At 48.4% G+C, this 26,592-nt stretch carries 21 protein-coding genes, 1 pseudogene and 1 riboswitch; of the genes and pseudogenes, 21 read left to right on the forward strand and 1 reads right to left on the reverse strand.

Features of this window, described 5'->3' with window-relative positions:
- From FYJ53_RS01465 to FYJ53_RS01550, 18 genes and pseudogenes are all read left to right on the forward strand, one after another.
- A complete protein-coding gene (locus FYJ53_RS01465; RefSeq protein WP_013382400.1) occupies positions 1–516 on the forward strand; it encodes a type 1 glutamine amidotransferase domain-containing protein in 516 nt (171 codons plus the stop codon).
- A 119-nt stretch (positions 517–635) separates the two neighbouring features.
- The gene (locus tag FYJ53_RS01470) at positions 636–2,312 is read left to right on the forward strand and encodes a GspE/PulE family protein (protein WP_148429890.1); all 1,677 of its coding nucleotides are present in this window, start codon (positions 636–638) and stop codon (positions 2,310–2,312) included.
- Positions 2,313–2,332: 20 nt separating this feature from the next.
- Positions 2,333–3,382, forward strand: a complete 1,050-nt coding sequence (locus tag FYJ53_RS01475) for a type IV pilus twitching motility protein PilT (RefSeq protein ID WP_013382398.1) — start codon at positions 2,333–2,335, stop codon at positions 3,380–3,382.
- 18 nt (positions 3,383–3,400) lie between these two features.
- Complete coding sequence (locus tag FYJ53_RS01480; protein ID WP_154556898.1) at positions 3,401–6,517, forward strand: EAL domain-containing protein; 3,117 nt, start codon at positions 3,401–3,403, stop codon at positions 6,515–6,517.
- 60 nt (positions 6,518–6,577) lie between these two features.
- Positions 6,578–7,858 carry an O-antigen ligase gene (locus FYJ53_RS01485; protein WP_148429885.1) on the forward strand — a complete coding sequence of 427 codons (1,281 nt, stop codon included), beginning with the start codon at positions 6,578–6,580 and terminating at the stop codon, positions 7,856–7,858.
- Between the two features lie 264 nt (positions 7,859–8,122).
- Positions 8,123–8,216: riboswitch (cyclic di-GMP riboswitch) on the forward strand.
- A 180-nt stretch (positions 8,217–8,396) separates the two neighbouring features.
- Positions 8,397–8,873, forward strand: coding sequence for a type II secretion system protein (locus FYJ53_RS01490; RefSeq protein ID WP_148429883.1), 477 nt, complete (start codon positions 8,397–8,399; stop codon positions 8,871–8,873).
- A gap of 351 nt (positions 8,874–9,224) precedes the next feature.
- Complete coding sequence (locus tag FYJ53_RS01495; protein WP_148429881.1) at positions 9,225–9,743, forward strand: type IV pilin protein; 519 nt, start codon at positions 9,225–9,227, stop codon at positions 9,741–9,743.
- A gap of 56 nt (positions 9,744–9,799) precedes the next feature.
- Positions 9,800–10,252: a type IV pilin protein gene (locus FYJ53_RS01500; protein ID WP_148429879.1), complete on the forward strand. Its 453-nt coding sequence runs from the start codon at positions 9,800–9,802 to the stop codon at positions 10,250–10,252.
- Between the two features lie 38 nt (positions 10,253–10,290).
- Positions 10,291–11,064, forward strand: coding sequence for an A24 family peptidase (locus FYJ53_RS01505; RefSeq protein ID WP_090414822.1), 774 nt, complete (start codon positions 10,291–10,293; stop codon positions 11,062–11,064).
- 60 nt (positions 11,065–11,124) lie between these two features.
- Entirely contained in the window at positions 11,125–12,315 is a 1,191-nt protein-coding gene (locus FYJ53_RS01510; RefSeq protein ID WP_148429877.1) for a type II secretion system F family protein, read from the forward strand.
- Between the two features lie 17 nt (positions 12,316–12,332).
- Complete coding sequence (pilM, locus tag FYJ53_RS01515) at positions 12,333–13,220, forward strand: type IV pilus biogenesis protein PilM (RefSeq protein ID WP_154556899.1); 888 nt, start codon at positions 12,333–12,335, stop codon at positions 13,218–13,220.
- 86 nt (positions 13,221–13,306) lie between these two features.
- Positions 13,307–13,861: a hypothetical protein gene (locus tag FYJ53_RS01520; protein ID WP_154556900.1), complete on the forward strand. Its 555-nt coding sequence runs from the start codon at positions 13,307–13,309 to the stop codon at positions 13,859–13,861.
- The gene (locus FYJ53_RS01525; RefSeq protein WP_148429872.1) at positions 13,858–14,658 is read left to right on the forward strand and encodes a hypothetical protein; all 801 of its coding nucleotides are present in this window, start codon (positions 13,858–13,860) and stop codon (positions 14,656–14,658) included. The genes FYJ53_RS01520 and FYJ53_RS01525 overlap by 4 nt, the downstream gene beginning before the upstream one ends.
- Before the next feature lie 285 nt (positions 14,659–14,943).
- A complete protein-coding gene (locus tag FYJ53_RS01530) occupies positions 14,944–15,933 on the forward strand; it encodes a prepilin-type N-terminal cleavage/methylation domain-containing protein (protein WP_090414811.1) in 990 nt (329 codons plus the stop codon).
- Between the two features lie 2 nt (positions 15,934–15,935).
- A complete protein-coding gene (locus FYJ53_RS01535; RefSeq protein WP_148429870.1) occupies positions 15,936–17,237 on the forward strand; it encodes a hypothetical protein in 1,302 nt (433 codons plus the stop codon).
- Positions 17,234–18,535, forward strand: a complete 1,302-nt coding sequence (locus FYJ53_RS01540) for a type II secretion system protein (RefSeq protein ID WP_013382383.1) — start codon at positions 17,234–17,236, stop codon at positions 18,533–18,535. The genes FYJ53_RS01535 and FYJ53_RS01540 overlap by 4 nt, the downstream gene beginning before the upstream one ends.
- Before the next feature lie 49 nt (positions 18,536–18,584).
- Positions 18,585–19,394, forward strand: a pseudogene (locus FYJ53_RS01545) (type II secretion system protein); the annotation flags it as partial.
- Positions 19,395–19,404: 10 nt separating this feature from the next.
- Positions 19,405–20,226 (forward strand): type II secretion system protein, encoded by an 822-nt coding sequence (locus FYJ53_RS01550; protein WP_243128680.1) that lies wholly within the window; start codon positions 19,405–19,407, stop codon positions 20,224–20,226.
- A 202-nt stretch (positions 20,227–20,428) separates the two neighbouring features.
- Here the strand turns inward: FYJ53_RS01550 and FYJ53_RS01555 are convergent, their stop codons facing one another.
- Entirely contained in the window at positions 20,429–21,160 is a 732-nt protein-coding gene (locus tag FYJ53_RS01555) for a helix-turn-helix domain-containing protein (RefSeq protein ID WP_148429867.1), read from the reverse strand.
- 190 nt (positions 21,161–21,350) lie between these two features.
- Between FYJ53_RS01555 and FYJ53_RS01560 the strand changes: the two genes are divergently transcribed.
- The 3 genes from FYJ53_RS01560 to FYJ53_RS01570 all read left to right on the forward strand — a co-directional run bounded on the left by FYJ53_RS01560 (position 21,351) and on the right by FYJ53_RS01570 (position 26,590).
- Complete coding sequence (locus FYJ53_RS01560) at positions 21,351–23,024, forward strand: YfjI family protein (protein ID WP_187367979.1); 1,674 nt, start codon at positions 21,351–21,353, stop codon at positions 23,022–23,024.
- 116 nt (positions 23,025–23,140) lie between these two features.
- Positions 23,141–24,976, forward strand: coding sequence for a diguanylate cyclase domain-containing protein (locus tag FYJ53_RS01565; RefSeq protein WP_148429864.1), 1,836 nt, complete (start codon positions 23,141–23,143; stop codon positions 24,974–24,976).
- Between the two features lie 180 nt (positions 24,977–25,156).
- Positions 25,157–26,590, forward strand: coding sequence for a nicotinate phosphoribosyltransferase (locus FYJ53_RS01570; protein WP_090414800.1), 1,434 nt, complete (start codon positions 25,157–25,159; stop codon positions 26,588–26,590).
- Positions 26,591–26,592: the final 2 nt, after the last annotated feature.

Raw genomic sequence — 26,592 nt, forward strand, 5'->3', positions numbered from 1 at the left:
ATGTCCAAAAAAATTATTGCGCTGATCAGCGACGACTTTGAAGATCTGGAATTATGGTATCCGGTACACCGCCTCCGCGAGGAAGAAGGCGTGACTGTCGATGTGGTGGGTGAGGAAAAGGGTAAGACCTATATTGGAAAATACGGTGTGCCCTGCGTGTCGGATTACCGGTTTGACGAAATCAATCCTGACGAATACGACGGGATTCTGGTACCTGGCGGCTGGGCGCCAGACAAGCTGCGCCGCTTCCCAGCCGTTCTGGACATGGTGCGGGCAATGGATAAGGCCGGCAAGCCCATCGGGGAAATCTGCCATGCGGGCTGGGTGCTTATCTCCGCCGGTATCCTGAAGGGGAAAAATGTCACCAGCACTCCCGGCATCCGGGACGATATGGAAAACGCAGGCGCTGTCTGGCATGACACCCCGTCCATTGTCGACGGCCATATTATTTCGGCCAGGCGTCCGCCGGATCTTCCGCAGTACATGAAGGATTACATCAAGGTTTTGATGAAGTAGAAAAGCAGGTCCCGAAATCCCGAAAATCTAAAAACGGTTTTCAGGATTTCGGGATTTTTTTACTATCATTCACAATTGTGGTATAATATAGCAATTATAAAGCGTTAAGGAGTAGAAGCATGAAGAACATCCGTATAGGGGATATACTGGTCGGCGACGGCTATATTACAGAGGGACAGCTTCAGGAAGCCCTGGCCTATCAGAAGGTGGATAAGAGCAAGCGCCTGGGCGCGATCCTGGTCGATTACGGCTACGTGACAGAGAGCCAGCTGCTGGGTGCACTGGCAAAACGTCTGGACCTTCAGGTCATCAATCTGAGCCAGATTGAGGTGGATTTGGAGGCAGCCGCCAAAATACCCAAAAATATTGCACAGAAGTACACCCTTATCCCAATAGGGTTTTCAAGCGGCCATTTGCTGGTTGCCACCAATGACCCACTGGATTTTTACGCCATCGAGGATCTGCGTCTCATCACCAATATGCCCATTGATATTGTCCTGGCCGAAAAGGATGCCATTCTCAAGGGCATTGACAGCAGCTATTCGGAAATCGAGGCCCGCCAGGCAGCCACCAGTGCCAACGAGATGGCCGACGATATGGAAACTGTCTCCATCGTAGAGGACCTGGACGCCGCCGGGGATGACGCGCCAGTGGTCAACCTCATCAATACCATGCTCATAAAGGGCTATAATACCGGCGCCAGTGATATCCATATCGAGCCCTTTGAGGATAAAACCAATGTGCGTCTGCGTATCGACGGCCTCATCGTTGATTATCTGACACTGGCCAGCGCCCTGCACCAGTCCGTCATCGCCCGTATCAAGATCCTGTCCAACCTGGATATCGCCGAGCGGCGCCTGCCCCAGGATGGGCACTTCCGGGCCCGGATCAAGGGCATCGAGATGAATATCCGTACCTCGGTCATCCCGACGGTCTACGGCGAAAAAGCCGTTCTGCGTTTTCTGAACCAGAACACCAAGCTCGACCATTCCGGCACCTTTGGCATGAACGATGACAATTACGCACGCATGCGCCAGATTCTGCAGAGCCCCCACGGCATCATCTATATCACCGGACCCACCGGGAGCGGTAAAACCACCACCCTGTACATGGTTCTGGAAATGCTCTCGAGCAAAAACGTCAATATCTGTACCATCGAGGACCCCGTAGAACGGAACCTGGACAGCATCAACCAGACACAGGTGAACAACGTGGCCGGCCTCACCTTTGAAAGCGGCCTGCGCTCCCTTTTAAGGCAGGACCCGGACATCATCATGGTCGGTGAAACCCGAGACTCGGAAACCGCCAACATCGCTGTGCGTGCCGCCATCACCGGGCACCAGGTGCTCTCCACCCTGCATACCAACGACGCCGTGTCTACCATTGTGCGTCTGGTGGATATGGAGGTCGAACCCTATATGGTCGCTAACTCCCTGACCGGGGTGGTGGCCCAGCGCCTTGTCAAGAAAATCTGCCCGGACTGCAAGGAGGCCTACAGCCCCAGTGAGGCCGAGCGGGAGCTTTTGGGAAGGGATGTCCCTGTACTGTACCGCGGACGGGGCTGCCACCAGTGCAACCATACGGGCTATAAAGGCCGTATCGCTGTCCATGAAATTTTAGCCATCGACAAAACCATTCGCAACATGATTTCCAGCCAGTCCCCCATCGAGGAGGTCTATGAGTACGTGACGGCAGGCCACAAAACCACCAGTCTCCGCCAAAGTCTGGCCGAGCTGGTAGAACAGGGTGTGACAAGCATGGAAGAGCTGCTGAAGGTTACGTATTACGTTGAGTAAATAAAAGTGAGGAAAAACAAATGCCAACCATCTTAGACCTAATCGACTACGGCCGCCAGACTGGCTGTTCGGATATTCATTTGACGGCAGATCTGCCGCCGGTATTCAGGAGCAACGGGGTGCTTGTCAAAGGCCCCTTTGAAATGAGCAAAAGGGAAATCGGAGAGATGATCATCGGGATGCTCAGTGAGATGAACCGTGAGAAAATCAAGCGGGGAGAGGACGCGGATTTTACTTTTGTCACGCCAGAGGGGCTCAGACAGAGGGTTAACGTGTACCGCCAGCAGAATGAGCTCTGCGCTGCCGTTCGCCTGCTCAACGACACCATTCCTACCTTTGAGGAGCTGGGCCTGCCGCCCATTATCCGCAAGCTGGCCGCTGAGCCGAGAGGGCTGATCCTGATCACCGGGCCGACCGGGAGTGGGAAATCCACCACACTGGCAGCTATGATCGACTACATCAACGTCAATTTTGCCAAGCATATCATCACCATTGAGGACCCGGTGGAATACCGCCATTACCATAAACTGAGCATGATCCACCAGCGTGAGGTGGGAGTGGATGTATCCTCCTTTGCCGACGCGCTACGCTCATCCCTGCGTGAGGACCCCGACGTCATTCTGGTAGGGGAAATGCGTGACTACGAAACCATCTCGGCCGCTGTAACCGCCGCTGAAACCGGGCATCTCGTGCTGTCTACTCTGCACACCATCGGTGCTGCCAACACAGTAGACCGTATTATCGACGTGTTCCCGCCCCACAGCCAGCAGCAGATACGGACACAGCTCGCCAGCACCCTGAAGGGTGTTGTGACACAGCAGCTTGTGCCTCTGGCTTCCGGCGAAGGCCGGATGGCCGCCCTTGAGGTGATGACAGGCACCGACGCAGTGCTCAACCTTATCCGTGAAAACAAAACCCATCAGCTTTCCTCTGCCATGCAGACCGGCAGCCGGGACGGCATGAACACCCTGAACAGCCACCTGGCCAAGCTGGTGAAGGAAGGAAAGATCGGCTTTGATACCGGTCTCCAGTGGTCGTCAGACAAAAACGAGTTTAACCAATACTTTTAAGTAAGGGAGAAAATCGCCATGAGCAATGAACAGCTCTCCGCTTTGGAAAAGAAAATAGAACGCTATGGGACAATCCTGGAAACCACCGGAGACATTATATTTGACTACCATATCGACGAGGACCGGATGCTGTTCGACGAAGCCAGGCTGGAGAAGGGCCGGTATGTGCACTACACGCTGGCGGTGGACCGCTACACCGAGGCCCTGCACCTGGGCAATCTGGTGCATCCCGATGATATCGAGGAAACCATCCGCCTGATCAACGGGCTGACAGTCCAGGCCATCGTTATCCGTGTGACCCGCCCCGATGAAACGGACGGACGTTACCACTGGACACTCGTCAGGGCCGCCACCGTGCAAAACAGTGAGGGCAGAGTGACAGAGACCGTGGGCATCATGCGGGATATTGACGACCAGAAGCGCAGAGAGGACCGCCTGGTTGAGGAATCCCGGTGTGACCAGCTCACAGGGCTTTACGATCAAAAGTGGACCCGCATAAAAATCGGCGAGGCCCTGGAAGCAAACAATAAGATGGATAAAGGTATCCTGATGCTGATAGACATTGACGGCTTTCGAGCCGTTAATGAGAATCTGGGCCATATTTTTGGTGACGCCGTCCTGGTGGAAACCGCCGAAAAGCTGACAGCCCACGCGGCTCCCGGCGATGTCATCGGCCGCATCGGGGGCGATGAGTTTCTGGTTTACAGCCCAGGCGTGGCAGAAAACCAGATTGCCGGGCGGGTAGCCCGTATCCGCCGCATTTTTGACCATACCTTTGAGGGGAAAAGCCAGGCCTACCGCATTTCATGCAGCCTGGGCGTTGCGGCCTGCCCTAAGGACGGCACCACCTTCGAGACGCTGTTCCACTGCGCTGACCAGGCCCTGAGCATGGCGAAAATGGAGGGGAGAGACCGCTGGTGCCGTTATGATGAAAAGATGAGCGGTATGTCTTACCTGAACGGCCATGCCACTAATATTGATACCGCAATTTTTCAGAAAAGCGGGATCTCTGCAGAAAACCGGGTACTCATCAACATTTTCGAAATCCTGGCCGATTCTAAGGATTTTACCTCCTCCATGCTTCTGATTCTGGGGATGATCGGCCGTTTTATCGGCGTGGAGCGGGTCTGTATTTTTGAGCAGGAGCAGGAAGGAAAGGAGCTGGTCAACCAGTACAGCTGGTATTCCGGCACTGCTGTCCGCCCCAAAACCGAACGGGTTGGGGAAGAAGCGCATGCGTATTACAAAACCTTTTTTGATGAAAACGGCCTGTATGCCCTGGGGAGTGTGGACAACTTTCCGGCCCGGGAGCGCGCGTTTTTCAGGGAAAGGGGAATCTGCTCCGGACTTTATAAAACACTGGTGGAAAACGGCCGGTTTTTAGGGTGCATCGGGCTCTCTGGCAGTCGGAACAACCGTGTCTGGAGTGAGAGCGAAAAGGAATTTGTGAGCCTGGTGGCTAAGATCATCAGCGTAAACCTGTATAAAGCAAAGCTCCAGACCGAAAACGCCTACGAGAGCCAGGTGGCCCGCGCCATCGTGGATTCCCAGAGTATCAAAAGCCATGTGATCGATCCCAAAACCCATGAGCTGCTGTTTGTCAGCGCGTCTCTGAAGGCTGAGCGGCCAAATGCCCGGGTGGGCAGCCTGTGCTACGAGACCGTCATGGGCCTGGACGCGCCCTGCCCCTTCTGCCGTCTGGATGAAATATCCCAGGAAACACCAGATTTTAACTGGCAGCGCTACATCAGCGGCTGGAACCGCTGGTTTAATTTCCAGTGCCACAGCCTGCAGTGGCGGGGTGCCAGAGAAGCTGTGCTTGTCGCCATGGACGACATCTCCAATTTTGTGGACAACATCCTGTATGTGGATAAGCTCACTGGCATTTCCACTTTCAGCCGTTTTGAGCTGGATACCACCGAAATCTTTGACCATGAAACCGGCAAGGAATACGCCATGGTCACCTTTGACATCGACGAGTTCCGGTATATTAATGAGTTTCACGGCTACAGCATGGGCAATCAGCTTCTGCGCTATATCTCCGGCGGCCTGGTGGGCGCCATGAGCGGCGCGGAGGTCTGCGCCCGGGTGACCGGCGACGTGTTTGTGGCCTTGGTGGAATGGACCAGTGAGGAAGCCCTGGTCATGAGAATTATGCAGATGGTCGACGGAATCAACAAACGGCTGGACTATGTGATACCAGGCATCCGCCTCAATTTTCAGATTGGTGTGTACCACGCCAGGGAAGGCGAGCGGGATATTGGAAAAATGATGGACAACGCCGACATTGCAAGAAAATCCATCAAGGGCAGCCGCAAGACCGGCATTGCCTTTTACGATAAATCCATGGGAGAAAAGATCCTGAAAACCCGCCAGATTGAGGCGCGGATGGAAAGGGCTTTGAGAGATAAGGAGTTTCTTGTCTATCTGCAGCCCAAAATTGATCTGGAAAGCGGCAGAGTGGTGGGCGCCGAAGCTCTGGCCCGCTGGGTGGATGACCGGGGCAATATTGTGCTGCCCGGGGAGTTTGTCCCCATTTTCGAGAGCAACGGCTTTATTGTCGAGCTGGACTTTTACGTGTATGAGGAAGTCTTTAAAGCCCACTATTACCGCAAAACCAGAGGCTTGAAATGCGTCCCCATCTCCATGAATATGTCCAGAATTCATCTGAAATCCGGCAACTACATCGAGCGCTTCCGGGCGCTGGCAGACAAATACCAGATCGACCCTGGCCTCATTGAGGTGGAGGTGACTGAGACCATCTTCATCGAAAACAGCGGCTATGTCAAACGGCTGGTCAGCACGCTGAGAAGCGACGGCTTTAAGGTCTCCATCGACGATTTTGGCTCAGGCTATTCCTCATTAAATCTGCTGTCCGAAATCGACGTGGATGTGCTCAAGCTTGACCGCTCCCTCTGCCGGGAGGAAAACCTCTCACCCAAGGAACGGGTCATTCTCAAAAATATTGCCGCCATGGCCAAGGAGCTCGACCTCCAGGTGCTGGCTGAGGGCATCGAGACCACCGGCCAGGCCGAATTCCTGAAAAGTATCCAGTGCGACAGCGCCCAGGGCTTTTTGTTCGCGAAGCCCATGCCCATGGACGAGTTTTTTAAGAAGCTGGATGGGGAATGGTAGAAAATGCAGGTGTGTTAAAGGGATGATGCCATTTAAAAAACATAAATATTGAGGAAAATAATGCGAAAACTTGAACTTAAAACCGCTGTCTCCGCAGTGCTGGCCATTGTCGCCGGGGCGGTGCCGCTGATTGTAGTGCCGCCCTTTGGGGATACCCTGTATATGCCCAAGCTGATGACCATCGAGGTGCTGGTGTTTGGGCTGCTGCTCTTGTATGTGCGGCCCATTACCGAGTATTTTACCGGGAAGCCGAAAATCCCTCTGTCCGTGAAGCTGGTGCTTTTGTACCTTTTGTGCGTTACCATCACCCTGCCCTTTTCGACAGATGTGATGCTGTCGCTCAAGGGGCGGTCCTTTCGCCTGGAGAGCTACTCCGCTATTTTGTTTTATGGTGTTTTAATGATGCTGGGCGCTTTTTTCTATACCTTTAAGCCCTGGCATGTACGCCTTTACGTGGTGGGGGTATCCTGCGTGGCGGTTTACGGCATCTTCCAGAAATTTGGTCTGGACTTTCAGCCACAGGACCCTCTGATGTACGGCGGGCCAGGCGCTTCCTACGCCACCATCGGCAACCCGAATTTCCTGGGTTCCTTTCTGACACTGGCGCTGCCCATACTCATCTATGCTTTTATCAGAGGCCCAAAGGCTTACCTGCTGCCCTGCGGGCTGGTGTATTTCTGCCTGTTGTGCACCAACACCAGGGGAGCGTGGATCGGCAGTCTGCTGGGCTTTGCGCTGCTGGGGGTGTTTTTGCTGGGCGAGCGGGAAAACCGGCGCCGTTTCGCGGTGGTGAGTGGGGTGTTTGTGCTTTTAACCCTTGTTTTTCTGTTGGTGAACAGCGGCTTTGGCGCGCGTTTTCTCAGTGTCTTTGCCGATCTGTCTAAAATGCTCAGGGGCGATGACTGGGAAAAAGGCGGTTCTTACCGGCTTTTTATCTGGTCAAAAACCCTGGAGCTCATCCGCATGCGCCCGCTGACCGGTTTTGGCATCGAGACCCTGGGCCAGGTCATGGGCCAGTATTTTGAAAAGGATATTATCAGGGTGACCAGCCGCCACCTGGTCATCGACCGGGCACACAACGAGTACCTGCACATCGCGGTGAGCAGCGGTATCCCCGCAGCCCTCAGCTATCTGGCGTTTGAGGGAACGACGCTTTACCGTGGTATTAAAAACTGGCGCCGCTCGCCCATGCTTGTGCCGCTTGTCTGCAGCATCGCTGCCTACATGGCCGCCGCCTGCTTTAATATTTCCGTGGTAACTGTGGCTCCGGTTTTTTGGATATTCTGCGGAATTGCGGTGCGTTTGAGTGGTGAAATTCAATCGAATTTGAATATGATTTAAGGAAACAAAAATTGAAAAAATTTTGAAAAAATTTAGTATTTTACCCAAATAGTACTGTTTTTACCATTTGTTTAATGCTGGTGGTAAATGAAACAGCATTTATAATAACTTATCGCTATAAGAGAAGCGTAAAAAGCAGATTTACATATTTTTAAGAGTGTGTCAACGTGTATGAATAGTGATTGACAGGAAACTTTCGGAATATTTAAAAGTAACTGGTTTTTATAGTTCTTGACAAATGTCCGAATCAGTTGTAGAATAGAATTGTTCAAAAGGCAAAGCGGTGCGAAAGCCCGTGGCGCAAAACTACAGGGTCTACGTCGGAAGCTCCAGGCCGATATGACAGCCAGATGCCACAACCGGTAGATGGCCGAAAACCCCTGTATGGTTTCCGGCTATTTTTATTTTTTGAGTAGCCTTTAACAAAAAGGACCGCTGGAGCAGGCAATCACTCTGTTTATAATCGTCATGGCGCGGACGGTTAAAATAAAGGTTTATATTTAAAGGTAAACAAGAGAACATAAAAGGAGAGATGTAAATGATTCAGATGATTAATAAGCTGAAGAAAAACCAGAAAGGTTTTACTTTGGTAGAATTGATTGTAGTATTGGTTATTTTGGCGATTTTAGCAGCGTTCACGATTCCGGCGATGTTGGGGTTTGTGAATGATGCGAAAGAAAAAGCAGAGGTATCAAAGGCGAGAGAAATTTATGTAGCTGCACAATCAGCCGCGACAGAAATTTATAATACTACTAATGCAGCTCCAGTATGGACTGCTGCTCTTGCGAATGATAAGACAGATGCTTTTCCTTTAAAAGTACAAAAATTAGTTAAAGATGATATTCCGAATTTTGCACCAGTTACAACTACCCCTGGTACTAGTGGTCAAGTAAATGTTACAATGGATACAGGTGACAGAGCGGCTATTGTAAAAAAAGTCGAATACATGGGGGCAAATGGAAAATTGATTACTATTGAAGAAAATGCTTCAGGTGGTTCAGTTACTATAAAATAATATTATATTTAAGGCCGAGCTTGCAGCGCCGCAGCCGGCCTTTTTCCCCATCTTTTCAGGCGCTTTTTTTATTGCCGGAAAGAAAAGAGAGTAGTTGACAGTTGATAGTGGATAGTTATGGAGCAAATTGCTTTTGGTAATTTGTACATGAACGATCAACTGCCCATTATCAACTATCAACTAATTTAAAATTGGTTTAAATGCTTTTCTGCCTTAAAAACAAGATTCTATTACTTTTTCAGTAGATGAGCCGTTGTGTTTTTAGGATTTCTGGAGGGGTTTTTCAATGGAAAAATTGAGAATGGAGAATGGCAGAGCAGGATTCCGATTTTCTGTGCAGGGGGCAGGAAGATGATTTTTCTAAAACGAAGATTAAAAAACAGTATTCGGTCCCGTTCGGGCTTCACCTTGGTCGAATTGATTATGGTTTTGGTTATTCTGGCTATTCTCGCAGCCTTTGCCATCCCCGCCATGCTAGGGTTTGTTGAGGACGCCAAAGGAAAAGCCGCCATTGCCGAGGCACGGGAGGTTTATGTGGCGGCACAGGCGGTAGCTACGGAATACTACAGTAATAATAATTCAAGAATAGAAATTCCTGAAAAAATCGCAGAGTATTTAGCGAGTGATTTTGGAATGAGTAAAGACGAGCTTTGGTTTAAAACAGACTCTTTCGATGATGGGGAGAGGCATGATTTAGCTTCTGATAATAACGCGGCTAAAACTAATCGTATTTATGTAATGCTTGGTAAAAAAGGTACTGAAGATGAGGGGAAAGTTCGAGAAATTCAATATTTAGATAAAACTGGAAAATATATTGTAATTATTTCGGCAGGCGGCTCCGCCGAAATCACAAAAATAGAAAAGAACTAAAACCTGTATCCCGAAAACCCAAAAACTAAATTAGTAAGAACAAAAGGAGCCTGTCCATGATTAACCGTAAACTGGAAAACTTAATCAAAAGCGTTCACGGCTTCACCATGATGGAACTCATCACTGTCATTGTCGTCATTGCCCTGTTGGCTGTGATCATCATTCCAGGGTACCTCCATTTCATCGGCGACGCCAAAAAAGACGCGGTGGTGGCTGAGGCAAGAACCATCTACCTGGCGGCCCAGATACGGGCAACGGAGTTTAAATCCGCCGAGACAGCGGAAAACCCTTACCGCATTCCGGATGCCAATGACCTGCGGGATCTGGTGGGGCCGGATAACGTCTATGAGGGGGTTACAAAGCTGACCATTGTGGACGATAACCGTGACGGCACCATTGATAAAATTGAGATGATTAAAAATAACATCAATGTTATAATTGAACCAGGAAAAAATGTGGTTGTCGATGGAAAGGTGAGAACTGTTTATTCCAGGGATGATCAAAAGTAAAATGTATGAATTCACACATAAATCCTGGAGGTTTCGCTTTGTATGATTCTTTATCTTTGATATATTTTGTGCTGTATGCCTTTGTCTTTATTTTTGGCTGTATGATTGGCAGTTTTTTAAATGTGGTGGTCTACCGGGTGCCCATTGGCATTTCAGTCGCCAAGGGCCGGTCTTTTTGCCCGAACTGCGGCAAGCCCATTGCGTTTTATGATAATATCCCCCTGCTCAGCTATCTGTGGCTGCGGGGAAAATGCCGGAAATGCGGGGCGAAAATCGCGCCACGGTATTTCTTTACCGAGCTGTGCGGCGGGCTGCTGGCCCTGCTCATGGCCGGGCATTATGATTTTGGCCTTCAGGCGGTGGTGGGGTTTGCGGTAGCGGCCATTTTACTTGCAGTTACCCTCATAGATTTTGACACCATGACCATCCCCAATGGCCTGGTGATCGCTTTGATAATCCCTGTGGCGGCCAGCTACTTTGTGTTTCTGGAACCCAGTCTTATTTCCCGGGTAATCGGTGTGTTTGTCATATCGGTGCCCATGCTGGTCTTATCACTGGTCATTCCCGGCGGCTTTGGCGGCGGAGATGTCAAGCTCATGGCAGTCGCTGGATTTCTCCTCGGCTGGCCTTGCACCCTGCTGGCGACCTTTATCGGCCTGGTGCTGGGCGGTATTGTAGGTGTCATCAAGCTTATCCGCAAGAGCGGGGAAAAGCACATGGCCTTTGGCCCATACCTCTCAGTGGGGATTTTGGTATCCATGTTGTGGGGAATGCAGATCATCTTTTGGTATTTGAATTTTTTTGGACTTTAATGAGAAGGTAGACACCCTGGACTTCAACCTTATGAAGCGGCCGGAAGGAGCGATGAGACTTTGCCAAAGTTTAAGTATAAAGCAAAAAACATGAACTCAAAAATAGTAAATGGAATGGCGGACGCCATTGACGAGAGCACGCTGCGTAAGGCTTTGCGGGAAAAGGATGAATTTCTGCTTGAGTGCCGTGAAGTGGACGCTGAGAAGAAAGCTTACAAGATGAAAAACATGGAGCTTTCGGATTTTTCGAGGGAGATAGAGAACATGCTGGCCTCGGGGATTACGGTGATCCGCGCGCTTTCCATTATGATGGAGCGCAACATCAAGCCCAATGTGGCAAAGGTGTATAAAGCCCTTTACCGTGAGGTACAGCAGGGGATTACCCTGTCGGAGGCCATGGAAAACAGCCGGGGCTCTTTTCCCCAGCTTATCATCAATATGTTCCGGGCGGGCGAGTCCAGCGGCCAGATGGCCGAGACCGCGCACAAGATGGCGCTGTATTATGAGAAGGAGCACCGCCTCCACACCAAAATAAGAAACGCTATGATCTACCCGATCCTGCTCTTAGTGGCAACGGTCGTGGTGGTGATCGGGCTGTTTACCTTTATCCTGCCCCAGTTTTTTGATTTGTTTGAGGGCATGGATGCGGCACTGCCAGCGATTACGGTCATGGTCATCGGGATTTCCAATTTTATGACCGCCAACTGGTACTGGCTGCTTATTGCGGTGGCCCTGTGTATTGGGGCTTTCCGGGCGCTTCTCGGTACGCCGTCCTTCAGGCTGCGCTTTGACAAGATGAAGGTCCACCTGCCTTGGGCAGGGAAGCTTATTAAAATTATTTACACTGCGCGTTTTGCCAGGACGCTGAGCTCGCTGTATTCCAGCGGCCTTTCCATGATCAACGCCATGGAAATCAGCGCCAGCATTGTGGGCAATAAGTATATCGAGGGACAGTTTGGCCCGGCCACCCAGATGGTGCGCAGCGGGAGCACTCTGTCCGAGGCCATCGGCAGCATTGACGGTATGGATAAGAAGCTGGTATCCACCATCTTTATCGGTGAGGAAACCGGGAATCTTGACACCATGCTGGACTCCATTGCGGATTCCTACGATTATGACTCAGAAATGGCCATACAGCGAATGGTTACGATCATCGAGCCGGTAATGATTATTATCATGGCGGTGATCGTTGGGACGGTAATGCTGTCCGTTATGGTACCGATCGTCACATTTTATCAGAGTATCGGTTAGGGGGATAATAAGAGAGTATGCAGACAACCATCTATTTAGGCAGCGACGCCATTCAGATACTCCAGGGGGATGTGCGCAGCGGCAAGCTGACCATATCAAAGCACCTGACCGTGGAGATGGGACCGGGCGCCATGATCAACGGGGTCATCACCAACGAGGATATGCTTCTTGACGCCATTGACCAGGCCGACGAGGCAGGCGATATTGATTTTCACAGCACCAATCTGGTCATCAATTCCAGCCTGATCGTCAACAAAAATGTGGCTGTGCCCAAGATGACGCCAAAGGAGCTCACCGAGCTGTCCCACCATGAGTTTGAGGACGCCACCAATTTTGAGAATCTGATCATTGACTACAGCAGTATCCGAGGGAAACAGGGCACCAACATGCTTTGCTGTGCCGTGGAGCGGGAGGTGCTGGAAAGCTACATCCGCCTTTTCGAGACGGCGGGCATCAAGCTCAGACGCATCGACACTGCTCTGAACGCCACCATCAATTATGTGGAGGCCACAAGCGAATATAGCGGACAGACCTTTGCCATCAACATGCTGGACGGCAATAACCTTATGTACGCCCTTTTCGAAAATGGTGTGTATACATTTTCCAGCCAGGCCAGAATCATGGCAGAGCGTGGCACTGAGGCCTTTACCATTGAGATGGCCTCCAAGCTGTCCTCACTGGTGCAGTTTAACAAGAGCCAGAAATCCGAATACATTCTGGACAAGGCCTACTACGCTGGCCTGACCAGAGACGAGATCCGGCGGCTCCAGGCGTATGTGGACGACACCGAGGTATCCGTCTGCGCGGTGGAAAACACCGGGAATATCCAGGAAAATTTCAGCATTGACGATGATTTTCTCCTGCGTCCCTTTTCTTTGAGAAAAAGAACGATGTCAATCTGCTGACGAGCTACAAGACAGCGCTCAAGCCTAAACGCTCCTTTTCTATCAAAAACAAATGGGCCATTCCGCCTCTGGTGGTGGTGGCGGTTATGGTCATTGGATTTACGTTTTTTACCATCATGAATTACAATGTGGACAGGGCCCTTAAAAAGGCCAACAAATACATCAACGACCCTACTAACGTGTCCGAGTACAGCGAGGCCCAGCAGCTGGACAGCGCCCTGAAGATCATCCAGAGCCAGACCAGTATTCTGGATACCAACCGAAAGGCCATGGAATCTTATCCGGTGGTCAATAGCGATAAAGTCTACCAGGTGCTCAACCTGGGCAATAACATTACCGTGGGCGCCCTGAGCTATGACTGGACCACTGGCGGCGTGGGCATTACCGCCTCTGCGCCTAATGAGTTTGCGGCAGCGGCCTATGTCAGCGAGCTCAACCGTTCCGGCCTGTTCAGCAGCATTGAGTACCAGGGCTACAGCCTGAGCGAAGGCAGCACGTCCACAGTGACCAATGGCTCATCCACAAGCACATTGCCAAACGGCCAGACGGTGACAACCCCAAATACCGAAACCGTCAAAACACCGGACAGCTACGGCTTCTCCGTTGTGGCCTATCTGAAACCGGGGGTGGTGCAGCCATGAAAAAGCCAGAATTTAAAAAACCCAATATCAAGATGAACATCAATTATGAGTTTACCAGGCGTGAAAAGGGCCTGCTCTATGTTTTAGGCATGGCCCTGCTCATCATGGCCGCCCTGTACCTGGTGTTTTTCCCGGGGATCAACAAATATCAGACCCTGTCCGAGGAACGGAGTGAGGCCGAGTTTAAAAAACAGGAAATGGAAATGGCCATTGCCAGCCTGCCAGCCAATAAGACCATCAAGGACGCAGCCGCTGCGGATCTTTCAGCTAAAAAAGAAGGCTACGAAAAGCGTATGACCAACGATGAGCTGGATAACCTCATTACCAACCTGGTGGTGAACGAAGGCTTTAAAGCCCAGGATCTCGCGATCACAGCCAATGAGATTGCCACAGTCGCCTCTTTTGGCAGTGACGCTGCCGAGTCTACCGAGTCCAGCGACACCACCACCGAGGCCCAGGAAATGAAAGACCTGGCCGAGATGCAGGGCAATACCACCACGGATAAAAACAGTACAACCACCACTGCTGAGCCCACCATCAACGGTATCTATATCGGGACCGTCACCATGACGATCCAGGGAAACATCGGCCAGTTCGAGAATCTGTTAGACACTGTCAATGCCCGTTCCGATATCCAGATTACCGCCTTTGATGTGAGCCCGGGAACCAGCAGTGCATCAAGCTCAGGCAGCAAAAATAAGGTTGCCAACCTGCGTGCGGGCACAAACACGGTCAGCGTGACCTTTAACGTGTATATGGTGGATAAAGGCGCTGCCGCGGCCAACACGGCTGAATAACAAGCTATTAATTGAGGATGGGCACGCCCCGTTCTCCTTTGATAAACCTTCCAAAATCCCGAAAAATACTGCGCCAGGTACTTTTCGGGATTTCGGGAGGGGATTTTAGGATTATTTTTGTTTTTTGATCAGAGCGCACCCGAGGGTGCTTTGTGATAAGGAAATGGAAAAGTCCGGGACGGCAATGAAACGCTACGTCCCGGGAAGCGATGAGACGACTGGTGGAATTTACCGGTCCAGCACCACGGGCAGAACAGCCAAAAGCCCGGAAAGGAGCGTTGATGGATGAAAAAACAATGGAAGCTCGACAATAAGGGCATGACCCTGCTGGAAGTGATCGTGGCGTTTGCGATTTTTGCGATTGCGGCTACGATTTTGATTACCGGGTTTAACGGGGCACTGAAGGTGATGGGGAATAGTGAGTCTATAAAGAATGCGAGCCAGGAGAATACAGGGAAATTAAATGCGGTGGGTGCTTCGGCGCTTGAGGAATTTGAGGGGCTGAAAAATTCGGAGATTACGACGATTCCAGAAAATGGCAAGACGACGATATTAACCTTTTTTAAAAAATACGCAGTGCCTGGCACATTTTATATTGCGACTTCGACAGAAAAGGCAGATATGGATATGAAACTGTTTCAGCCAGATAATAGCGTGGACGCTCTAACTACGCCAACACTATCAGAAATACCCAAAAAAGAAGCAAAACCAGTGGAAGCGCCTACAGTGCCGGCTGAACAAAATGCCAATGTTGGTTATGGTGGATCAGTGCTCGACAGCAAAACAGGTAAATATTATGATAAATTGAAAAAAGATACATATATTGGCGTAATCACTTTAACACAACCATTTACCGATGCAGATGCAGGTGGTGCTAATCAGGTTCGTCAGCTCTATTTTACAAAAGATACGACTTCTATTGAGGTAAAAATGCCGGAGATACAAAAAAACCTGAAATTGGATTTGGATTTTCTTTATGTTAAAGGTAATATTATACAAGAAAACAATAGTAAGCTAATACTAACCAATATAAAAACAGTTAAAGACACTAATAAAAATAAAATTTTAATTTATTTTGCCAATGATGTTACTGTCGGGACAACGACAGGCATTGAAAAAGGATATTATCTGATTGATTTAGGTACGGCGGGGAAAGATCTTTTTAGCATGAAAAAAGAAGATTTTGATGTCTGCAATATCAAAAACATGTCCTATTTAGATCAAAATCAGATCGTGTATGATTATGTCACAAATTTATTTAAGGATAATAACTAGCCATGAAAGCAATCAATAACAAGCAGGGATCTGCATTGGTGTGGGTGTTGGTTATTTGCCTGATTTTTGGTCTTTTAGGAATCGCCATTGGTTGGGTTGCCCTGTCCATGAACCGGCGAAGTATAAAAAATGACAATCTTAATCAGAGCTATTTTACTGCACTGTCTACAGCTAATTCGGTTTTTAATAGCTTGAATGGATATGTTAGCGGCAATAATCAAAGTAAAAATTTTTATGATGATTTATATAAGAATCTTGTCTATGGAAATAAAGTGAGCGGGCAGAATTATTTTGTGAAATATGACAATGTTCTCGAAAAGGATGGTGGCTCTGTTCAGGAAAATACGGAGGGTATGGGAGAAGCGAATGTAGAAGCTGCCATGTCCAAAGGACATGCCATTATTACCTCTACCGCAACGGTAAACGACACAACAGAGACAGTTATTTTAGATGCTTACCGAAAGCCGGAAAGTATTATCTGGCCAGCGAAAGAATGGGCGACTACGTTGAAAGATGATGAACAGTTAAGCGGAGACAAAAACAGCAGAAAAATTTATGTGGGAAACAACAGCACTATCGTGAACGATGAAACAAAAAAGAATGTAGCAGATAACACAATGGATGTGGCAGTCTATAAGTTGGAAGCAGAAAAAACACTTTCAGGTAAATTAACCATTAGCAGGGATATAGTGGGAAACGGGAACCTTGAAAAAAGAGCGGTTTTTATTTATTTAGAAAAAGGCGCAACTCTCAATATTTATGGAATGGATTATGAGCTTTTTAAAAATACTACGGCTCAAAATGTAACATCAACACAAAAGGATAAATGGTTTGAAAATGAGAAGGGCGAGTATACCACTGAAGCTTGGGAATATTATTATGGGCCAGATATTTTTATTTATATGGAGGATGAAGCTTCCGTTAATTTTATGAATCCTAATCGAAATGCAAATAGTAGCGAGATTGTGCCATTTCCCTTTTACATTACAGGTACAAGCAATACTGAAACAAAGCCAAAAGTAACGACAGAGAAGAATACAGATGTTAAAATTTATTGGATACAAGATGTCGAAATTTCTAAAAAAAATAATTCCGATGAATGGCTGACGGACAATGAAGGAAAAGTCTTTTCTAAAAATGAAAATAATGGTGTTCCGAGCCGTTTGCCCTTAAGTGGCTACAAGCAGGCTGGAAAACCCTATAATAATAATGCGACAAAGGTAGGGGAGACGCTTGCAGATAAAGGCGGTATTCTTCAAAACAGCTGGGAAATATACCAGTACGAAAGGAAGAAAATCGAATGAAAATTTTAAAACTGTCAGGAAAGGCAAAAAGGAATCAGAACGGCTTTACGCTCATCGAGCTAATCGTGACGCTGGCTATTTTTTCCATTATACTGGCAGTGGCCGGAAATTATTTGTATTTTGGAAACAATCTTTTTGCTCAAACTGAAGTTAAAAATACCCAAAAATATATTGGTGACAGTGTTTTTGAATATGTACAGAGACGTCTTACTTACGCTACACATGTGGAGATCATGAATCCAGATAAAACGAAAGATAAAGATCCTCAGTATGATAAGCTTTTTAGGCTAAGCGATAGCGGACAGCTTATGATTGGAACGTTTGAAAAAGAAGAAGAAAAGAAGAAAACTTACGCTTACACCAATGTTTTTGGTTCAGCATTTTATGATAGTGGCTATCAGGTAGATTATCAGGTAAAAGTGTTGGATACAACCCATTTAGAATTAACAGTCAATGTACTGGACAAGGGAAACACCAGTCCGGTTTATAGCACCAGCGAGGTGTTAAAGACCATTAATTTAAAGGCCAATACACGGGATAGCGGGAGCATTTTAGTGACAGGCGGCGAACGCAATGTTATTTATACGAACCCGGTGATTTCATACAACGAAGAAAAAACAGCCACCACCACCTATGATCCACTCGCGTTGAAAGATCAGATGTTGGATACTTACAGTAGAATCATAAAGGGTGAGGCCCTTAAAGACGGTGAAGCGATAACGGGCTTAATTAATAATCAATTTGCTTCAAATGATTTCATTTCAGCTTACGTTACACAATTTTACTATAAAGGACAGCCTTATCTGGGAAGCTGGAGTAAAGATATTGTTTATGCATACTGGCCGGATTTCCCGGGATTCGATCAAAATACCATCGATAATGTTGACAAAAAAGTAATGGAACTTACAGAGTATAAGGGGACAGCAGATGACAAAAAAAGTGATAATCAAACCTTGACGAATTATCTGACAAATTATAAAGGCACGATGAAAATGCGGGCATATCTTATATCGGAATCCAATACAAAAAAAGTCTCATGCTTTGTATATGTTTCGAATTCACAGGGGCAACAGTGGGCAACCCGATTGATTTACTGCGATGTACCAGGAGAAAGCGGATGGTATTATCTTGCTTATAGAGAGGGTAAAAGAACAAACGGGAGAATTACAGATAATATTACTATAGACAATAAAGTTTGGCGAAAAGAGGATGGTGTATCTAGCAGTAAAACCCCCGTTTATGATGAAATAACAAACAAAGCCAGCACGCAGGAAGGGACATGGGTAAAAGTGGAATGAAAAAGCGTTGTTTGAGGTTTTTTAAAAAAATTACTTTCAAACTGAAAAGGGCTTTACCATGATCGAGCTCATTGTCACGATTACTGTACTGGCCGTTATCGCGGCTTTTACCATTCCATCACTTCTGGGATTTGTCGATGATGCTAAGGCCAAGGATTGCCGGTCGAAAACAAATGATATTAAGCGATCTTATACGGATTTAGTGGTTGACAAAGGTGTAGAGGTACCTACAAAGTATCGGAGCTTTTCGATTGTTGATAAAATTGTTATTGATAAATACGGCGGAGAAACCCAAGTGCTTGATACAGAAGATGAAACAGGAAGTAAAGTGGAAAAAGTTTATAAAGGTATTTGTCCGAGCGGGGGGATTTATCTTATTCAGTTCGTAGATACCGAAGAAAGTAAAGGTACGGAAGTTGAGATGCATATTCTATGCTCTTGTGAAGGACATACAAGTGACAAGGCTGGGGTAACGCATATTGCGATACGTACTCTTGAGAATGATATAAAAAGTGATAATTCCTTTATAGTAAGCTATTTTAATGCACATCCAACGAGTACATTGGACTCTACAGGTAAGAATTTTGCGCCAGATGTACAAAAAATATTGGAATTTTTAGGCGTTGATACAAAGACAACATGTAGTTGGCGTATTGAAAAAATTGGTGAAGACTATAATATTTATTGGACAGAAACTTTTATTGATGATTTACCAGAGGGAAGTGAAATATATGTAACAAAATACAATGTTTCAACAGGTAAGTTTTATCATGCCAAGACAGAAGTTGGAGTACACTCTGATGGTGAAAAGGATATTAAACATATCGAAACAAATGCCAATTGGATAGAGGATAAATAATTTGAGAAAGATGAAAAAATATAATAATTCTAGCGGCTTCACCCTCATAGAACTCATCATCGTCCTCGTGATCCTCGCGATTCTGGCCGCTTTTACAATTCCCGCCATGTTGGGCTTTGTCGGTAATTCAAAAGAAAAGCTGTGTGAATCGGCAAGGAGTGACTGTCTGCGTTACTATCAGTCGCAGGCCACAGAAAAACTGCCGGCAACCAGAGAAGAAGCGATTCCCATATTAGCAAAGGCAATTCAGAATAGCTATGGTGATGCGACGATAGAAAATAATATCGCAAAGGGGGTTTGTCCAGCAGGTGGTGAGTATAATCTGGCAGAATGTAGATTTGAATTTGAAAATGGATATTATCGTTTGAAAGAAGTCCCATGTAGTGTGCACCATGATAAAGATTCATCACGGCCGAATTTAGACGCATCAAAAAGTTTGGCAGAAAAACTATTAGATTTATTTAAATCAAGTCAGCAGTCAGATTTTATTAAAGAGTTTTTCAAAGAAAATAATAACAGCTTAAAACCTGTAGATGAGATTGACCTGAAAAATATTTTTGGTGAGGATTGGAATTCAACGATTAACGGAAAACCAGAATCCCTATATTGGCGTCCACTGACTATGGAGGTAAATGGTGAAAAAACTTATATCATGTATGCTAATACAACGAATACACAAGATCATGCGCAGTGGAAAGGATATGTTGTTGAAATAAATGGTGTGTATTACAGAACAACAAAAAAAATAACTATAACGGAATGCTCGATCAATCCGACAGTCTGTCTAACAAAACCAGCTTTCAAAATAGCGAGGAACTGGAAAAATGGATAATAGACCACCATTTTGAAAAAGTAATCTGAGAAATTTTTAAATATATCTCCCGAAAACCCGAAAACTCTCTCTCCAGGACTTTTCAGGATTTCGGGAGTTTTTACTTGTTTAATAAAAAGTATCTGTTCGGACGAAATCAAAATTAAATAAGATTATCCCCAAACATCAAAAGACGACCGGCAAAATTTACCGGTCGTCTTTTTTATGCTTCTCCCTCAAATTCCTCATCCATTTGCCTAAGCCATTTAAAATGCTTGTTCAGCTTCATCTGGTCCTCTGGCGGGAAGGGGCGGCCTTCCTTTGTATAAATACGGTATTTATACAAAAGCTCCAGGCAGTCGTCCAGCTGGTTGGGCACATTTTCGGAGATATGCTGGAAGGCAGGGTGGCTGGTGCCCTTTTCGATCATTTCGGCTTCCATGCTTTTTTCGAGACGGCTGAGCTCCTGGCTGTAGCTGGTTTCAATGCTCTCCTCAATCAGGGTGTACAGCAGCTTTTCATTTTTATCGGCATCGGGGTCTGGGGCTTCTTTGCGCAGCTGGCGGATGGCTTTGTCGGCCAGCAGGCGGGCGTACTCGAAAAAGCTCTGGGATTCCAGCAGGATATTGAGGGCGGCGTTATCGGTATGGGTTTTATTAAAATGCTCTACGATGTTGTCGCAGGCGGCAGGGCTCAGGTCCAGGAAATCCAGAACAGTGGGGTCTGGTGGCAGGGGGGACTGGGTATAGCCAAGCATATACTCAAAGCTGACGTCAAACTCGTTGTAGAGGGTATCCATGACACGCAGGTCGGGCAGGCGCTCGCCGCTTTCGTAATAGCTGAGGCTGGCCGGGGCGATACCGAGGCGGGCAGCCATCTGAGCCTGGGTAAGTTTATGGGATTTCCGGAGCTCCCGGAGGCGGGCTGGAAAATAGGAAAGGTTGATGTCGGACATTCTGGGCCTCGTTTCTTAAATAATGCTTAAATTTTATAAAATACTGATTATTTTAAAGGAGTTTGGATAATAAAATAGAATAATCACTATAGTGAATAAATTATATATTATTCACTATAGTGATTATATCAGGAATAAGATGAATTGGCAAGTAGTTTTCAAAAATTTAAGAAAGCACGGGGTAATGAGGATGTCAACAATCACGAATTTAATGGTTCAGGGGAATGGCAGCATGATTGGGGAGAAATCGCCAAACGCGTTGAGACTGGAGGCGGAAGCGCGTGAAAAGCGCCGTCTGGATGAAATTGCGAAATACGCGCCGCTCAAACGTATTGAGCTGGTGCAGGATCGGCTGCCGGATTTTCCGCTGGACTGCCTGACGGATGATTTTAGACGCTTTGCCAAAGACCTGGCAGCCTGTAAGCAGGCACCAGTGGACGCAGTGGGGGTATCGCTGCTTTCGATGATCTCTCTGGCGGAGGGGGGCCGTTTTAAGGTAAATCCAGGAAAAGCAGCGGTGTACCAGAAGGGGGTTAACCTGTTTACCATGACGGTGATGGAATCGGGTACGGGCAAGTCGGAGATCATGAATGTGCTTAAAAAGCCGGTGGAGGATTTTGTCCATGATTTTAATGAGAAGTATAAGGGGAAAATCGACATGGACGCGAACTGGCAGAATGTTTTGAGGGATCGTGTGGAAAAGACGAAAAAACAGTGTGTGAGTGGCAAGGCCGAGTATTCGGATCTGGAGAAGGTACAGAAGGAATTTTCGGCCTTTAAGCCTGTAAAAAATCTGCGCTGCATGACGGACAATGTAACGTCGGAGGCCCTTGAGAACCTGTTGGCTGAGAACAATGGGGTTATGTCGGTGGTCTCGACGGAGGGCGGCGTCATTGATATTATGGGGGGACGTTACAGCAAGGACGGCAGCTCAAATATTGATGTTTATCTGCATGGATACAGTAATGAGTCGTTGGACAAAGACCGCGCGGGACAGGGTCATATTCATGTCGATCATCTCTATCTGACGGTAAATTTTTCTATTCAGCCTACGGTGCTTAAAGATTTTATGCGCAGGGATTTTATTGAAAAGGGGATGACTTCGCGCTTTATCTATTCAATCCCAAAGGAGTTGGACGAGCGCTGTCTTGGGGATTCACCGGATATTGAACCGCTGGTCCTGGCGAATTATGAAAATAAGATCAGAGATATTATGTCCATTAAACGCAATGGGCATGAGCTTTACGAGCTGTGTTTTTCAAAAGAGGCCGAACGGTTGATGGTTGCTTATAATGACCAGAACATTCAAAAACGTATTAAGGAGGATCTGGCCTGCATCAAGCGGGTGGCGCGGCGCGTGATCGGCCAGACCATCCGCCTGGCGGGAATTTTGCACCTCATGGAGCATGGCGGCAAGGCGGTGGAAAAGCGTGAGATTTCGGCGGAGACGGTGGAGAAGGCCATCCGCCTGACCAATTATTTTCTGGAGCACACCAAGGCGGCGCACAAAACCGTGGAGGACAGCGAGGAGGTGCAGAGTCTGAAATATGTGTGGGAAAAATGCCGCGCGCTCAAGAAAATGGTGGTGCCGCACGATGTGCTGCGTGAGAGCTGCCGCGGCCGTCTGCGCACCAATGAGGAGCAAAGGCCGTATATCTCCGGGCTCATAGAGAGGGGGTATCTGAGGGTACTGCCAGAGGAGGAAGCAGCGGCTGGAAAGAATGGAAGGCCCAAAGCGTTGCGCTACGGCATCAATCCGCTTTTACAGGATGAGGTGTTGGGTAAAAATGCTTCGGTTGTCACAGAACTGCATCCCGAAAACCCGAAAACAGCAGCGCTGGAGACGACCGCGGAGGTATCTTAAAGTTAAACCAGATGTTTATTTTTCAGGGGGTTAAGGTTTGTAAAGGAGAAGCAGTTGTGATAAAATATAATAGAATATTATAGAAGGTATTGGACAGATAAAAGGGGGTTGCTTTAATGGAGGATCAGAAAAAAGTCAAACGAACAGGCAAGCGTATTGTCCTGGATATTTTGTTTGCCGCTCTGATTGTTTTTCTGATTGCGGCCTCCTTTTTTGAGTTTTCCCAAAGAGTACGGAACTCGGTCCACAGCAATGCGGAGCAGACTCTGCACGATATGAATCACGAGAGTGCTCTGCTTTTAGAGACGCAGATTAAGCGGGATTTTGAGTTTCTTCACAGCCTGGCGGCCATCATGGTGGAGGATGACTCCATTGACAATAAAGACATGATTACCCGCAACCTCAGACTGGGCTGTGAGAATTATTCCTTTGACCGCATGACCTATATCCAGCCGGACGGCATGGCCTACACCTCCACAGGGGCAGAGCAGGACCTCAGCGGCCGCGAGTATTATAAAAAAGCCTTGGAGGGTCAGGATGCGGTGTCAGGTATTATCGTTTCTGCTCATACGGGCAAAGAGGGCTTTGCGGTGGCGGTGCCGGTTTACAGGGAGGGGGCGCTGGCCGGCGTGCTCTCAGGCTCTTACCTGACTGAAACCTTCAACAATGTGGTAAACATGGAGGTGTACGGAGGAGAGAGCCTGACCTATGTGGTGGAGACAGATGGCAGTTATGTTCTCCTGCCCAGGAACGGTAATATCGAGATTTCAAAATGGCTGGCGAATGGTGATTCTGAGGAGGAGGTCAGCAGGAAAATGCACAGCGGCGAGTCAGGCTATGCCTCCTTCAAAGATGGTGATGAAACCTGGCACTTCTGCTATGTGCCCACAACCATTAATAACTGGTATGTGGTGACGATGGTGCCAGACCGGGTGATTATGGGCCAGGCGGAGTACATCAGCCAGATGGCGCTGCTGCTCTGTGTAAAAATCGGCCTGGCGCTGTTGGCAGTGGGTGTGTACGTTGGCCTGAGCCATCGAAGAAATGAGCGCAAGGAAAAAGAGCGGCAGGAGCTGTCCAGAATGGACAATGAGCGCTACCGCGTGCTGCTCGAAAATATGGACGCCCTGTTCTTTGAATGGGATCTGACGGACAATACTCTGGTCTGCTCCCAGGGCTGGCAGGAGCGGATGGGCTATACACCAACTCTTGCGGAAGTGGAATCCGGCGGGATTGTGGATGTCAATGAAGCCCTGTCCTTTGCGGGCTTTCTGGAGAGTGTGCGCGGCGGCCTGAGCCACGGCGAGGAGGAATACCGGATGCGGCACCTGGACAACAGTATTTTCTGGTGCCGTGTGCGCCTGACGGGGATCAGAGACCAGCAGGGCAATGTGCGCCGGATCATGGGGCTCATTGAGGATATTGACACCCAGAAAAAGCGCGAGGTCCAGCTCATGAACCAGGCCAGCCGAGACTCGCTGACCAATCTCTACAACAAAAAAGCCACTGAGGAACAGATTACCTTTATTCTGAAAAATGAGCGGCGCGAAACCTGTTGTCATGGCTTTTTCCTTTTGGATATTGATGATTTCAAGGGCATTAACGATACCTATGGCCACGGGGTGGGCGACCAGGTACTCCGGGATATTGCGGACTGCCTGCTGCGCCTGTTCAGGACCTCGGATATAGTGGGCCGCATCGGTGGTGATGAGTTTGCCGTTTTTCTGAGAAATACCAACACCCGTGAGGATATACTGAAGCGGGCCCGGGAGCTGATCGCGGATTTTCGCCGGATTCCTGTGACCGAGGGGCAGTATGTGAGCTGCAGCCTGGGCGTGGTGGTTGCTGAGAACAGCGAAAAGGATTTTGAGAGCCTGTACAGCCACGCGGACGACGCCATGTACGAGGCCAAGCGCAAAGGCAAAAATCAATACGCGGTCTACGGAGAATAAAGAAGCATGACAGAAAATGAGAAGCCGGCGCTGCCGGTTCTTTTTTTCGGGATTTCGGGAGGCCCGGAGTGGAAAATTTTGAAAAGAATTGGATTTGAACGGACTAAAGTGCTACAATAGAGAATGAAACACACACCCATTGAAAAACGGATAAACCGATGTGTGATAAAGGAGAGACTTATGCAGTTTGAACGGAAACTCCAGCTCGCGACCGACTTGTATCAGATGAGTATGGGCAACGTTTATGTAGAGGACGGCAAACAGGACGAAATGGCTGTCTTTGACGTTTTTATCAGAAACAACCCCTTTAGCGGCGGCTATACCGTGGCAGCCGGGCTGGAACAGGTCATCGAGTATATAGAGGGGCTGGCCTTTGAAGAAGAGGATGTACGGCTTCTCAAAAAGAACCACCCGGAATTTTCAGATAAATTTATCAGCTATCTGCGCAATTTTAAATTTACCGGAGAGCTTTACGCCCTGCCGGAGGGCACAATTTTTTTCCCCTTTGAGCCCATTATCCGGGTCAAGGCGCCGCTGGTACAGGCTCAGCTGGTCGAGACCACCATCCTGAGCATCATCAACCACCAGACGCTGATCGCCACCAAGGCCTCCCGCATTGTGGAGGAAGCCCGGGGCGGCGCGGTTATGGAATTTGGCCTGCGGCGTGCCCATGGCACTGAGGCAGGCTATTTCGGCGCCCGCGCCGCAGTCATCGGCGGGTGTGTGGGCACCTCGGTAGTCGAAACTGAAGCCATGCTGGACCGGCCCTCCATGGGCACCATGTCCCACAGCTTTATCCTCAGCTATGACACGGAGCTGGAGGCTTTTGAGAAGTTTGTCAAATACAATCCCCAGAACGCTACGCTGCTGGTCGATACCTACAACACCCTGGAGCAGGGGGTGCCCAACGCCATTAAGGTCTTTAAAAAAGCGCTGGCAGAGGGCGGTATTACCGGAAAATACGGCATCCGCATTGATTCCGGCGACCTGGCTTACCTGACCGCAGAAGCCCGAAAGCTGCTGGACGCGGCGGGCCTCCAGGACGCGGCCATCTGCGCGTCCTCAGACCTCGACGAGTACCTGATCAAGGACCTGAAGCTCCAGGGCGCCAAAATTGACTCCTGGGGCATTGGCACCAAGCTCATCACCGCCTATGATTGCCCGGCCCTCGGGGGGGTCTATAAACTGGCGGAAATCGACGGCAAGCCCAAGCTCAAGGTGTCCAACGATCCCTGGAAAATCACCAATCCGGGCTATAAGAAAATTTACCGGATCTACGGCAAGAGCAACAACATGGCTCTGGCTGACCTGATGACCCTGGATTCCGAAACCATTGACGAAAGCCAGCCGCTTACCATCTTCCATCCCATGCACACCTGGAAAAAGCGCACCATTACGGATTATTATGTGAAAGAGCTGCTGGTGCCGGTGTTTGTGGACGGGAAATGCGTGTATGAGAAGCCCGCCATCCGCGAAATTCACGACCGGCTCGTGCAGGAAAAACAAACCCTGTGGCCAGCCTTCAAGCGTATGGTAAACCCCCACGTATACCATGTGGACCTCTCCCAGCCGCTCTGGGATATGAAGCAGCAGCTGCTGAGCGAGGCAGAATAATA

The organism is Eubacterium sp. BL-380-WT-2B, from assembly GCF_009696115.1.
Classification (GTDB): Bacteria; Bacillota; Clostridia; order Eubacteriales; family Eubacteriaceae; genus Eubacterium; species Eubacterium callanderi.